This window comes from Chthoniobacterales bacterium (assembly GCA_035274845.1).
Lineage (GTDB): Bacteria > Verrucomicrobiota > Verrucomicrobiia > Chthoniobacterales > UBA10450 > AV80.
The window spans coordinates 26,519-39,221 of the sequence record DATENU010000005.1 but is presented as its reverse complement, the minus strand read 5'-3'; the positions used below and the strand labels follow the sequence as shown (position 1 = coordinate 39,221).

16 protein-coding genes are annotated in these 12,703 nt (G+C 58.9%); 10 read left to right on the top strand and 6 right to left on the bottom strand.

Going from position 1 to position 12,703, the window contains the following annotated elements; translation table 11 throughout:
- Window positions 1-70: 70 nt before the first annotated feature.
- Entirely contained in the window at window positions 71-1,846 is a 1,776-nt protein-coding gene (locus VJU77_01670) for a GspE/PulE family protein (GenBank protein ID HKP02045.1), read from the bottom strand.
- A 682-nt stretch (window positions 1,847-2,528) separates the two neighbouring features.
- On the opposite strand from VJU77_01670, the gene VJU77_01665 reads away from it, so the two are divergent.
- Entirely contained in the window at window positions 2,529-2,915 is a 387-nt protein-coding gene (locus tag VJU77_01665; protein HKP02044.1) for a VOC family protein, read from the top strand.
- Between the two features lie 25 nt (window positions 2,916-2,940).
- On the opposite strand, the gene VJU77_01660 is transcribed toward VJU77_01665, so the two are convergent.
- Entirely contained in the window at window positions 2,941-3,303 is a 363-nt protein-coding gene (locus VJU77_01660) for a hypothetical protein (GenBank protein HKP02043.1), read from the bottom strand.
- Window positions 3,304-3,490: 187 nt separating this feature from the next.
- Here VJU77_01660 and VJU77_01655 point away from each other — a divergent pair, with 187 nt between their 5' ends.
- The 9 genes from VJU77_01655 to VJU77_01615 all read left to right on the top strand — a co-directional run bounded on the left by VJU77_01655 (window position 3,491) and on the right by VJU77_01615 (window position 8,511).
- Window positions 3,491-4,165, top strand: coding sequence for a hypothetical protein (locus VJU77_01655; GenBank protein ID HKP02042.1), 675 nt, complete (start codon window positions 3,491-3,493; stop codon window positions 4,163-4,165).
- Between the two features lie 106 nt (window positions 4,166-4,271).
- Entirely contained in the window at window positions 4,272-4,610 is a 339-nt protein-coding gene (locus VJU77_01650; protein ID HKP02041.1) for a hypothetical protein, read from the top strand.
- Between the two features lie 80 nt (window positions 4,611-4,690).
- Window positions 4,691-5,200: a hypothetical protein gene (locus VJU77_01645; protein ID HKP02040.1), complete on the top strand. Its 510-nt coding sequence runs from the start codon at window positions 4,691-4,693 to the stop codon at window positions 5,198-5,200.
- Window positions 5,197-5,541 (top strand): hypothetical protein, encoded by a 345-nt coding sequence (locus tag VJU77_01640; protein ID HKP02039.1) that lies wholly within the window; start codon window positions 5,197-5,199, stop codon window positions 5,539-5,541. Before VJU77_01645 ends, VJU77_01640 begins: the two co-directional genes overlap by 4 nt.
- 12 nt (window positions 5,542-5,553) lie before the next feature.
- Window positions 5,554-5,916: a hypothetical protein gene (locus tag VJU77_01635; GenBank protein ID HKP02038.1), complete on the top strand. Its 363-nt coding sequence runs from the start codon at window positions 5,554-5,556 to the stop codon at window positions 5,914-5,916.
- 26 nt (window positions 5,917-5,942) lie between these two features.
- Entirely contained in the window at window positions 5,943-6,203 is a 261-nt protein-coding gene (locus VJU77_01630) for a hypothetical protein (GenBank protein HKP02037.1), read from the top strand.
- 146 nt (window positions 6,204-6,349) lie between these two features.
- Entirely contained in the window at window positions 6,350-6,790 is a 441-nt protein-coding gene (locus VJU77_01625) for a hypothetical protein (GenBank protein HKP02036.1), read from the top strand.
- 4 nt (window positions 6,791-6,794) lie between these two features.
- The gene (locus VJU77_01620) at window positions 6,795-7,178 is read left to right on the top strand and encodes a VOC family protein (GenBank protein HKP02035.1); all 384 of its coding nucleotides are present in this window, start codon (window positions 6,795-6,797) and stop codon (window positions 7,176-7,178) included.
- 19 nt (window positions 7,179-7,197) lie between these two features.
- Complete coding sequence (locus VJU77_01615) at window positions 7,198-8,511, top strand: sorbosone dehydrogenase family protein (protein HKP02034.1); 1,314 nt, start codon at window positions 7,198-7,200, stop codon at window positions 8,509-8,511.
- A 115-nt stretch (window positions 8,512-8,626) separates the two neighbouring features.
- Here VJU77_01615 and VJU77_01610 read toward each other — a convergent pair whose 3' ends face one another.
- The 4 genes from VJU77_01610 to VJU77_01595 form a co-directional block, all read right to left on the bottom strand.
- Window positions 8,627-9,373, bottom strand: coding sequence for a 16S rRNA (uracil(1498)-N(3))-methyltransferase (locus VJU77_01610; protein HKP02033.1), 747 nt, complete (start codon window positions 9,371-9,373; stop codon window positions 8,627-8,629).
- Between the two features lie 99 nt (window positions 9,374-9,472).
- The gene (gene dnaJ / locus VJU77_01605; GenBank protein ID HKP02032.1) at window positions 9,473-10,615 is read right to left on the bottom strand and encodes a molecular chaperone DnaJ; all 1,143 of its coding nucleotides are present in this window, start codon (window positions 10,613-10,615) and stop codon (window positions 9,473-9,475) included.
- A gap of 102 nt (window positions 10,616-10,717) precedes the next feature.
- On the bottom strand, window positions 10,718-11,269 hold the full coding sequence (gene grpE, locus VJU77_01600; GenBank protein ID HKP02031.1) for a nucleotide exchange factor GrpE: 552 nt from the start codon (window positions 11,267-11,269) through the stop codon (window positions 10,718-10,720).
- Window positions 11,266-12,699, bottom strand: a complete 1,434-nt coding sequence (locus VJU77_01595) for a GAF domain-containing SpoIIE family protein phosphatase (GenBank protein ID HKP02030.1) — start codon at window positions 12,697-12,699, stop codon at window positions 11,266-11,268. Before VJU77_01595 ends, grpE begins: the two co-directional genes overlap by 4 nt.
- Between the last annotated feature and the right edge of the window lie 4 nt (window positions 12,700-12,703).

Sequence of the window (12,703 nt, the reverse complement as noted above, 5' to 3'; positions counted from 1 at the left end):
CAGCTCCGGTAGGGACGTCGCGCTGCGGCGTCCGCGGTCGGCGCAGCGCGCCGCCCCTACCATTATGTTCTCAGCTAACATCTCCCAGCGTCACCGAGATCACTTCCTCGGCTGAAGTCAGACCGGCGAGGACTTTCCGAACCCCATCTTCGCGGAGCGTTCGCATGCCCAGCTCACGCGCGCGCTGGCGAAGCTGCAAAGTCGAGCGCCGGTTGTTGATCATGTGCCGAAGTTCGTCGTCGATGACGAGAATCTCGAAGATACCCATGCGCCCTTTGTAACCGGTTTGACGGCATTCTTCGCACCCGGCCGGTTTCATGATTTCGGCTTCGCCCAGTTGTTCCGGCGCCAGATTCAGGGCACGAAGCTCCGTCTCAGTCAGTTCACCGGGTTGTTTGCAGTTGAGGCAAAGCCGCCGGATCAGCCGTTGGGCCATGATCGCGCGCATCGACGAAGCGACGAGAAATGGCTGGACGCCGATATCGACCAGCCGCGCTACGGCCGAAGTGGCATCATTCGTATGGAGGGTGCTGAAAACCAAGTGACCGGTGAGGCTCGCGTTCGTCGCAATGGTCGCCGTCTCCCGATCTCGAATCTCCCCGATCATGATCACATTCGGCGCCTGCCGCAAAATCGACCGGAGCGCGACCGGGAACGTCATTCCGATTTCGGCATTCACCGGCACCTGGTTGATGCCGTTCATCTGGTATTCGATCGGGTCTTCGACCGTGATGATCTTGCGGTCCGGCTTGTTGATGAAATTGAGGCACGAATAAAGCGTGCTGGTTTTGCCGGAGCCCGTCGGTCCGGTCACCAGCAGAATGCCGTCGGGCAACCGGATCAGGCGCTCGAACGTTTCCTGGTCGTCGGGAAAAAATCCGAGCTCGGGAAGGCCGAGCATCAGGTTCGACTTGTCGAGGAGCCGCATCACGACGCTCTCGCCGTGATTGGTTGGGATCGTCGAGACACGGAGATCGATTGGCTTCCGCGAAAGCTTTACCTGGATGCGTCCATCCTGCGGCAACCGCTTTTCCGCGATGCTCATCGAGCCGGTCATGATCTTGAGCCGGCTGACGATGGCGGATTGCAGCCGTTTCGGCGGCGCCGGCATTTCCTGAAGAACGCCATCGATCCGGAACCGGACGCGGAATTTCTTGTCGAGCGGCTCGAGATGAATATCACTCGCGCCGACCCGGTGCGCCTCGCCCAGCAGCATCGAGACCAGGCAAATGATCGGCGCGTCTGCTTCATCCGTGACGTTCAGGTCGCCGTTCTGCGCGATCTCGAGGTCATGATCAAGACTCGTCGTCACCCTCTGTAACGGCCCGTCACGGTCATTCTTCGCTGCGCCGTAATACTTGATCAACGCCAGACGAATTTGTTCCGGGCTCGCGCAGACCAGCTCGATCTGGCGCTGGAGTGAAAATCTCAGATTATCGACCGTGTGGATATCGAGCGGATCGCTCACCGCGACGATCAACCCGCTCTCCCCGAATCCGACGGGAATCACGTTGAAGCGGCGCGCATCCTCGGCGCGAATCTCCCCGATGATTTCTGGCGGGACGACTCTCGTCGAAAGATCGACCCATCCGACTTGGGTGTGTGCCACCAGGCTACGGGAAACGTCAGCTTCCGAAACGACGCCTTCTCTGATCAGCAGATCGACGGCGCCGCCCGCACCATTCGACTTCGAACAGGCGTCATCAATTTGCGGACGTGTTACGAGCCCTGCCTCTTCAAGCAGGTCGAGAACAAAATGTTCGCTGTTCGGTTGCACCTGGGGGGAGGTGGGGGCCAACAGGCCCCGCTGAGTGCCGAGCGTATTGGGCGGTGAGAGCGATGTCAACGCATGAACAGCCTCCCACTCTCGCCGGGCCGCTGCAGCGGCCACAAGGAGCGGCGCTTTCCAAACCGCCGTCTTCTTCAGCCCTCGCCCTCAGGCGCGCATCCGCGGTAGAGCGCCGAAGGCGCGATGGATCAAAGCCCGGAGTGAGCGCAGCGAACTCCGGGAAACCGACCAACCACCGATCAAACCCCTGCAAGGGGTGACGGAGTCGTCGAATATGATCCATGGCCAACACCGTTCGCCGATCCGTCGCCCCGCGCCGGGGCTGGTTTCATCGAACCCGAAGTCCCGGAGTTCGCTGCGCTTCACTCCGGGCTTTATTCCGGCGTCCCTTCGGACTGAGAGGTCTACCGGGAATCGCGTCTTCCACCGTCCATCTCCGGCACCACTGGTATCGCCTGCCTTGGACGCTCTCCCATCCCGCTGCCGTCCTGCCTTTGCGACGGTATTCGCCGAGGCCCGTTGATTTCGCCGCCCGGCCCGCGCGAGCATTCCAAGGCTTTCTGGCATTTCGCGTTTTCGTTTTTTAGGACGGGAATTTACTCTGTTTCAATCGCCGTTCCCTTGAATATCATTGGCTCGATAATCGTTTATGCGCCCGCAACCACGTGGCCTAATCGTTCGATACCGTGAACCCCGAAACTCTTCCCGAACTGTTGATCAGTTATCCGCTGACGCGCCCATGTCTAAACCGGAACTAAAATGCAGCGCGGCGGTGTTGCTGGTGAAGGATGTGGTGGCGGCGGCCGAGCATTATCGAGATAAGCTCGGGTTTGCCTTCGATTCTTTCCACGGCGAGCCCCCCTCCTTCTGTATCCTCCGCCGGGACGGTTGCTATCTCATGCTCAAACAGGCCGAGAATCCAAAGCATGTCGTTCCCCACTGGACGGTGTCGGACAAGCTCTGGAACGTTTATTTCTGGGTCAACGACGCCGACGCTCTCTACCAGGAGTTCAAGGAGCGCGGCGCGACGATGGATTACGATCCCTGCGATCAACCCTACGGCTGCCGCGAGTTTGGCATCCAGGATCTGGACGGCTACGACATCGGTTTCGGCCAGGTGGTCTAAGAAAGGATGAAGGAAGAATTAAGATTTATGAAACAGGAGATGTCCGAGCCAAATCCGAAAGTATTCGCGAATCGGTGAATGATCTGTCTCCCGAGCACTTTGAAAGTGTCGTCTTTGAGTCTGAGCTGTCCGTTTCATTCTCGTTAACTGGTAACCCAGCTCGCAATGTATGATTGGAGAGTTCTTTGCAGTGATCGTCGAGGCGGTTTGCGATTATCTTTTGCCGTGGCGAGTCCTGTGCTGCATTGGCTTGGCGCTCATCATTTCTTTCGTGGTGTGCTGGCTGCTCGGCGAGCCAGGTTTCCGCCTCGACATTGTTTTCGCTGGCCTTCTCATCGGCCTCATAACCGGTATCGCATGGCAGGTGCGGCGTTAATGGCATTTTCATTGGCCACCGGGCGCGTCCGCGAGTCGCTGATCTTGTGTTTCGTTAGATTTCATGTCGGATTCGCATCAGCCTGATACCGAAGAAAAGGTCCTTCGGTTCGGATGCGGTTTTCTCGTAGGCGCCGTAGTCGCATTCGTCGCGGGCTTGCGCATCGCGGTTGGCGATGGGTTCACGTGGATTTCACTCATTGTCGCGTCAGCGCTCGTATTCGGAGTTCTCGCCCTGGTTTTTGGAGATCGCTTTTGGCATCGGCTGTTTGACGTATTCCGCTGGTGGAATTGATGGGCCTCCCCGTTTATTTCACGGCTTGGCAGTCCACGCCATTCTCGTCAGACTTTGGACGCTTGCCTCGCGGACGCCGGTGAAGCAAAAGCGCCAGAACATGAAAGCCATGAAATTAACCTTAATGATCCCAGCCTTCGGTCTCACCCTGTTTTTCCTCGGTGGATTCACGTCACCGACCATTGCGCAGGATTCGCGATGGGGATCGCCGGAGGAGGAGACCGTCAAATTCATGATCGCCGCCGAGGCAAAGTGGGCCAGCTCAGCCTGTAGCCCGCAGCCGGAGCTTAAGGACATCATTGCGGACGACTTCCAGGGGACATCCACCAAGGGCAAACGCTACGGGAAGGAGGATGCCATCACCACGGATACAAAATCTTTGTCGCGCGACTGCCAACTCGGCGAGGTTAAGGTCAGATTCTTCGGCGACTCCATCGCCATCGCCTACGGCGCCGAAAGCAGAATGATCAAGGACAAGGACGGCAAAGAGACGAAGAGTTGCCAGGTCTGGACAGACACGTGGCTGAAGCGCCGGGAAGTGGCAAATCGTGGCTGCGCAGGACACTATCATCCCTTGTAACCCTTAGGCTGTTCAAGCAAGCCCTCGATTCGCTCATGCCACTCGTTCGCCCTTCGGACTTCCCGTCTATGTCACAGCGAGCCAGTCCGTTCATTCTCGTTAGCTGATGACGCCGCTTTCAGCGCTGATAGCGATCATCGTCGTCTGCTTCGCCGCGATCTCTCTGATGATGTTCGTAATGATTCTTGCCTCACCGACGCCAGCTTGGTATCGCCGCCTCAACTTTGGATCAATCGTGTTCGGCGTTTTCATGGTCGCGTTCGGTGTTTTTAACCTGTTCGAGGCACGCGAAAACGAGCGAACACATCGATTGAGCTATTATCGAGGCTCCGCGCCGGTAACGCCTGCACAGAGTTACGCGATCGGCATCTTGTGCATCGGCCTGGGGACCTTTGCCGTTTTGAGCGCCATCGTCCATCGTCGATCCTCCTCGGGCGGATCATAACGCCCACCCCTTTCAATCGCGACAGCCGAAGATATGTTCGTCTTTGAACCCGGGCTCTCGTCTATTTTCCGTTAGGCATCATGAATCGTGCACTGGTTCTCGTCCTCATCGGAGCAGCAGCCACCTCGGTCGCATTCGCTCAGCCATCGCCGTCGCCGAAAAGCCGGGCCGTCAGGGTGGTCTCTTTGGAAATGTTCCACGCCCCCGAGCGCCTTCGCGTAATCCCGAAGTCGGACTTCGATATCTTGTTGCCGCTGGCGGATATCCCTGCCGACGCAACTGCGCTGCAGGTCGCAGCCCTCGCGCGGCAGCGAGCTGGCGTCCGCTACATGGTTAAGACGATGGTCAAACTTTATCGCTGGAGCGACGCGGAAGGCGCCTTCGTCCGACTGGCATCTTCATTTTCCTCCAAGCCGAGGTCGATTGACCTTATCCGCCAACTCAAAGACGGCGACGTGCTCGTGTTTCATTCGATTGTGGATTACTTCGATAATCCCACCCCGACGCCACCGGAGGCGACGAATGAACTCCGAAGCACTCGTGAGCCCATGCGTCGCCAGCCGCCGATCTTGTGTTTAGTTAGTGCATGAGATCCGCGCTGACGATACTGCTCTGTCTTTTGATGTCGGCTCGCTTCGCCTTTGGCGGTGGCAGCGTTGAGTGGAATTTTCACGCCTTGCCCATCCTGAAAAAGAACCCTGATCTGCTGAAGATCATCACCGATTCATTAGATGTCGCTCCCACAGGCAACGGGGTTCGGCTGGGCAAGGACGCCGGAGAACGCGAAGGAAGCCGGGTTCCGCCGTTCGAGTTTCCAGCTCGGTTGAAAGGAGCGTCTGGTCCCTACACGTTTACTCTGGTAATTCACGATTCAGAGACGAATCCCGGCAATCGTGAAAACAAACCCTGGATCGAGCTCAGGCCCAACTGATCTAGCCCGACGATGAAGCATATTGTAAAACGACTCGCGCTCGGCGGCATCGCGCTTGTTCTGTTCGCGGCTCGGGTCGCCCTTGCGGGAGCGCCGGCGGCGCCAGACGAGCGCGTGTTCGTGTCGGGAGATGGGGCGAAAACGACCATGGAAATTCGCTACACACCCGATCTCACCGTCGTTAGGGCAATCATTAGAGGCGGCGGCTTGGGTGATTTCGGCGGCACACCGATTTATTTAATTCGTGCCGCCCAGGTGACGAAACTTGATTCGCGTTCCATTTTCGAGAGTGGCCAGGACATCCCGTTGAAACCCTGGGATATTATCGTTATTGGCAAAGGAGTGAGATCGAGCGAATGGCCATCGCACCGCTAACACCGCGGTTTGTCGAACCAATCGCCATGAAATCGAAAATGCCGCGTTGGCTCAGACATTGGGAAATCACCCGCGAAAGCTGGATGTGGAAGTTCGTTGCTCGGACAAGTCTGAGCTGGGGCACCATCATGTTTCTCTTGAACATTTCGACGAATAGCCCGCGACGTTATTCGGTGCTCGTTACGTTTTGCCTCTGGTTTTTGGGTGGAGTGATGGTCGCAGTGTTTGCCTGGTTCATGTCCGAGCGGAAATATCGTCGCTATCTCGAGTCGGAGCGAACCTCGTAAGGCCTGACGAGCGCTCCGTCCCAACCAATTCCTACATACGGCGACAGAGCGCCGTCGCTACAGCTATCCGAGACATCCGTGTCATCCGCGGTTGTTCCTTCTGCACAGAGTTGCGTAGACCTCAGCGTCACTGATCTTCTCGTCAGATGTCAGCGCCGCCCCCAATTCCGTCAGAGCTCCGCCGCAGCGGCAGGTCCGCGGCCAAGATTATCATTATCATCTTGTGCACTTCGGTTCTGGTGGGCGGGGGTTCAATCGCAGCGGCTGTGTATTACCTCACCAGGTCGGGGATCACCCGCCCGTTCGACAATATGTTCGGCGACCAGCATCTCAAGACGTCGATTGCGCTCATTGAGCTGCATAAAACGCGATACGGCCGTTATCCGCAGTCGCTGAAGGAGCTTAAGTTTATCGGAGGATGGGATCAGATACCGCTCACTGCCGTCCGGTATTATCCCGCGCCGGACGGGAGCAAATACTATCTCGAGGTTACGCGTGGCTGGGTGGGCAAGCCTTTGCTGGATTATCCTCCGGAGTTTTGGCAGGGCACGGGTTATTCTCCTGCGCTCAAACCGAAGTCTGAATGACAAGATGCGCGAAATACGGGACATGAACCCAACCCTGGGAAACGGCAAGATTTGTTACATTGAGATCCCGGCGAACGACGTCCAGAGGTCGGCGGAATTCTACCGGAAAGTCTTCGGTTGGGGGATCAGGCGGCGCGGGGATGGTTCGATTGCGTTTGACGACGGGGTCGGCCAGGTGAGCGGCACCTGGGTCACCGGCCGGCCGCCGGCGACGCCGGGAATGCTGATTTATATCATGGTCGATAGCGTGACGGCGACGATCAACGCGGTGACGACAAATGGCGGCGAGATTGTGCAGCCCGTAGGCATGGACGCGCCGGAGATCACGGCGCGGTTCCGTGACCCGGGAGGGAACGTGGTCGGGCTTTATCAACAGCCAGCTGGTTAGCAGCGAGGGTAACCAAAGGATGAAATTAAGAAGTGTGGCGCTGCTTGTGAGCGGCAGCGCGAGTCTGCTGCTGGCGGCGGAACCGGGGGTCGCTCCGCAGACGGCCGATTGGCGCGAGGACGCGCCGGGCGTGCGGCACAAATTTACGGTGAACGATCTGCCGGCGCCGTATGCAACCGGCTCGGCCACGAACAGTCCGCGGGTGGTGAGGCGGCCGGCCGGCGCGCAGCCGCGCGTTCCGAACGGGTTCAAGATCGAGGAATACGCTTCCGGGTTTTCGTATCCGCGCTATCTCCTCACCGCACCGAACGGAGACGTCTTCGTCACCGAAAGCCGGTCCGACAGCATCAAGGTCCTGCGCGACAACAACGGCGATGGCAAACCGGACATCAACGAGACCTTCGCCAACAGCGGCTTAAACGACCCGTTTGGGATCGCGTTGTATCCGCCCGGTCCGGATCCGCAGTTTCTTTATGTCGCGAACACCAATGGAGTGGTCCGGTTTCCCTACCGCAACGGTGATACCAGGGCGCGGGGGCTGGCGGAGAAACTCGGGGTAGAGCTTTCCCCCGGCGGAGTCCTGCCCGGCGGCGGTCATTGGACGCGCGATATCGCGTTCTCCCCGGACGGCAAAAAGATGTACGTCTCGATCGGGTCGTATTCGAATGTGTCGGACAATTCCTCGGAAGCGAATCGGGCGCGAATCTTCGAGTTCAATCCGGACGGGACGGGGAAGAATGTTTTTGCGTGGGGAATCCGCAACGCGGTCGGCATCAAATTCCGGCCGGGGACGAACGAGCTTTGGATGAGCGTGAACGAACGGGATGAGCTGGGCGAAGACCTGGTGCCGGACTACATCAGCCGGGTGCAGCCGGGCGGGTTCTACGGCTGGCCCTGGTTTTATATTGGGAACCACCAGGACCCGCGTCACAAAGGGAAGCATCCCGAGTTGGCCGGGAAAGTCGTGGTGCCGGACGTTCTCGTGCAAAGTCATTCGGCGACGCTGAACCTTTGCTTTTACGAGGGGACGCAGTTTCCGTCGGAATATAAGGGGAATATTTTCGCGGCGTTCCATGGCTCGTGGAACCGGGAGCGCCGGACCGGATACAAAATCGTGCGGGTTCCGCTCGACAAAGCGACCGGGAAAGCGCGCGGCGATTATGAAGATTTCGTGACTGGCTTTGTCACGCCGGAGGGAAATGTCTGGGGGCGGCCGGTCGGTATCACTGTGGCGAAAGATGGGAGCCTGCTGTTCAGCGAAGACGGCAACAAGACGATCTGGCGGGTGAGCTACGGTAATGGAGACGGCTCGCCATCGAGCCGTAACCGCTGACGGTGTCTGCTCCGCCGGCGCGGTGGCGCGCCGGCTCCAAGGATGGCCGTATGAGTTGCGGGGTCGGTTCCCTCCGGCGCGAAGGCGCGCCGGCTCCAAGGCGGTTGAGGAGCCGCTAGACCAGCAACTCGTAGGAGAGAACGCTCAGGCAATAGATCGACGCGGTCTCAACGCGGAGAACGATCGGGCCGAGAGTGATGGGACGGCAGCCCTGGCTGCGGGCGAGCGAAAGTTCGGCCGGCGTGAAATCGCCCTCGGGACCGACCAACATCAACACGCTTGCCGGCCGATCGCCGTGCTCGGCTGAATATTCCGCCAGGATTTTCTTGAGATGGACGGCGTCGGTTTGAAGCGAGCCGATCAACTGGAGATCGAATCGCCGGTGCTCCTGGAAAAATTGGGCGAGCGATTGCGGGGTTTGGACTCGGGGGAGCCAGTTTTGGCCGCATTGTTTGGCGGCTTCAATCGCGACGGTTTGCCATTTCTCCTGCTTCGAAGCGGCGCTCTCCTCGTCGAGGCGGACAATCGTCCGGTCGGAGAGGATCGGTGAGATCTCAGCGGCGCCGATCTCGACGGCTTTCTGCACGATCAGGTCCATATTTTTCCCCTTGGGAATGGCCTGGCCGAGCGTGATCCGGCAACGTAACGGCGGCGTCCGCGCTTCATGCAGCTTGCGAAGCTGAATCTGGGCGGCGTCGCTCGCGGTGATTTCGGCGGTCACCTCGTGGCCGCGCCCGTCGAACAGGACAACTTTATCGCCCGGCTCAAGACGGAGAACGTTGCGACCGTGATGGGCTTCAGCTCCGGTCAGGACCAAAGCATCGGGCTGCCAGTTTTCGGGGGCTATGTAGAAGCGGTGCATGGGAAAAAATTAACCGCGGATGACGCGGATTTATGCGGATGAAGACTTAACTGCTCTGCTTTTTTCCCATCCGCGTTATCCGCGTAATCCGCGGTTCAATTAACGAAAGAATTCCTTGGCGCGATCGAAGAAGCTTTTGTGCAGCGGGGTGTTCTCTTCCCCGCAAAGAGAGGCGAATTCTTCGAGCTTCTGGCGCTGGTCGTGGTTCAGGCGGGTTGGCACTTCGACCAAAAGCCGCGCCATCAGGTCGCCGCGATCGCGCTGGTTCACATTCATCACGCCCTTCCCGCGAAGCTTAAAGATCTGGCCGCTCTGAGTTCCAGCCGGCACTTTCAGGTTGGCTTTTCCTTCCAGGGTGGGGACGGCGATCTCTCCGCCGAGCGCCGCGAGAGTGAACGAGATCGGGACTTCGCAATAAAGATTGTCCTCCTCGCGCTGAAAGATCGCGTGCTCTTTGATGTGGATGACGACGTAAAGGTCGCCGGCCGATCCGCCCCGGATTCCGGCCTCTCCATTGCCGGACGAGCGCAGACGCGAGCCATCGGCGATGCCGGCGGGAATCTTCAGCTTGATTCGGCTGGTATTTTCGGCCCGTCCTTCTCCGGCACAACTCCGGCACGGTTTCTCGATGATCTGGCCAACCCCGCGACACCGCGGGCAGGTTTGCGAGACCTGGAAAAAACCACGGGAACTGATGACCTGCCCGCGTCCGCCGCACGCCGGACAATTAATGGTGCGCGAACCGGGCTCGGCTCCTTTGCCGTTGCATGTAGCGCAGGTGTCGAGCTTGCGAACTTCAATTTCCTTATCGACGCCAAAGGCAGCCTCCTCGAGCGTGATCTGCATATCGTAACGAAGATCGGACCCGCGCTGCCGGCCTTCGCGATCGACCGTAGCGCCGCCGCCGAAAAACGATTCGAAAATCCCGCCGCCCCCGCCGCCGCCCCCGAACACTTCCCTGAAAATATCGAATGGATCGTGGAATCCCCCGCCTCGCCCCGCGGTTCCCTGGGCAAACGCCGCGTGACCGAATCGGTCGTAAGCAGCGCGCTTATCGGCATCCATGAGGACGTCGTAGGCTTCCCCCAGCTCCTTGAATCGTTCCTCGGCCTGCGGGTCATCCGGGTTTTTGTCGGGGTGAAATTTTACCGCGAGTTTGCGATAGGAGCGTTTTACTTCTTCCTCGGTCGCGGTGCGCGAAACCGAGAGCACTTCGTAATAATCGCGCTTTTCCGTGGGCATCTTTTACCTCGTAATCGTGCTCGTGCTCGTGCTCATGCTCGAATTCGGATCGCTAGAAAACAGATATCGATCACGAGCAGGAGCACGAGCACGATTACGATATTATTTCGCTGGGCCGCTCGACACGACCACACTCGACGGCCGCAGGAGACGGTCTTTCATCCGATAACCGCGGCGGGTCTGCCGCACCACGATTCCTTCCGGAAATTCATCGCTCGGCTCGTGGGCAATCGCTTCGTGCAAATTGGGGTCGAACTTCTGGCCGGCGGCATCGATTGGTTGAAGCCCGTTGTCGGTGAGGAAATCCATTAATTGTTTCAGGACCATGCTCATGCCGGAGAAAATCGGCGATTTCTCGCCCTCGGCCCGCGCGGCTTCAAGTCCGAGCTCGAAGTTGTCGACAATGGCGACCAGCTTCTCGAGCAGCGAACTGTTAGCGTATTTGATCGCTTCATCCTTTTCCCGCGCGGCCCGCTTTTTGTAGTTCTCGAAATCGGCCTGGCTTCGCAAAGCGAGATCGCGGAACCGGTTCAAGTCCGCCTGCAAACCCTCGGAGCCGTCATCGTTTGACTCGGTCTCCGGCGCCGGCGCTTCGGCGGCCGGCTTGGCGTCCTTCTCCTGCTCTGATGATTCTGTGACCGGGATTTTTCTCATGTTTTGCGAATGGCAATTAAAGTGATGTCGTCGTTTTGCGGTTGCGTCCCCACGAAGCTCCGCAGCTCATCAATCACCCGCGTGATGATGGCCGGCGCCCCTTCCGGAGCGCTGGCGCGAATGCATTCCAACATGCGGTCGACGCCAAATTCGTCTCCGTTGGCGTCGAGCGCTTCGGTGACTCCATCCGTGTAGAGGAGGAGGCAATCGTCCCGTTTGAGGGAGAGGGCGAAATCGCCCGTTATCCTATCGAACACGCTTCCACTGTCAATTCCCACGACCATTCCGGGCGGCTTCACCGGGGTGACAGTTCCGGTCGCGCGATCGTACGAAATCGGCGCATCATGGCCCGCGCGCGACATCACCACGGTGCCCCGCACATGATCGAGAACGACGTAGGCCATGCTGATGAACATGTCCTCCTTGATATCGGGGTAGAGCTGGCGGTTGACCTTCTGGAGAACATCAGCCGGGGAAGCGTTTCCGGTTGCCTGACTGCGCAAAACGCTGCGGCAGATGGCCATGATGATTGAAGCGGGCACGCCTTTCCCGGAAACATCGGCAATCGCCACGCCGAGCCTGTCGTCATCGACCGTGATGTAATCGAAATAATCCCCGCTGACGTGGCGGGCGGGAATATTGATTCCGCTGATCTCAAAACCATCGACGACCGGCGCTTCGCTCGGCAACAGGATCCGCTGAATGTCCCGCGCGATCTCCAGGTCGTGGTCGAGGCGCTTCTTTTCGTTCGCCTCGGAATAAATGATGGCGTTGTAGAGCGCGAAGGCGGATTGCTCCGCGATCGACTTGAAGACGACGAAATCGCTCTGGGTAAACGAAGGGCTGGTTGGGCCGTTGCCCAGGGCGAGCACGCCCATGTTCTGCTTTCCGTAAAGCAGGGGCGTCACCATGACGGAGGCCGTGCCGAGAGAGGTGCCGCGCAGGTTCGCCAGCTCCGGGGCATCCGCCAGGTCAGTCAGGCAGACCGGCTCCCGGCTCTGCCAGACGCGGCCAATAATGCCTTCACCGGGCGGAATCGGGTGGAGACGCAGATAGCCTTCGAGCGTGGCCGGATTAGCGGCGGCCTGCTGCAAAACATGAGCGGGCACATCGACAAAAGGCGGACAACCTTTCGAGATAAACGCCGGCGCCAGTTTTCCCCCAGCCCGTTCCATCATGTAAAGGGCGCCCCCTTGCGCATCGAGAACCCGCGCCGCGCCTTCCACGATCAGGCGGTGCAGATCGGCCGCGCGAATCGTTTCCGTAAACGCTTCACCGAGCCCGTGAAGAAAATCGAAGACGAGCGTCTCCTCGATCTGGATCTCTTCCTTGGAGCGCTCGAGCTGCCGAATGCGGATCCGCTGCCGCTGCCAGGTAAACAGCCAGCCCGCACACGCGATCAACAGCCCGAGGAGAAGAATTGGCCACATGCGC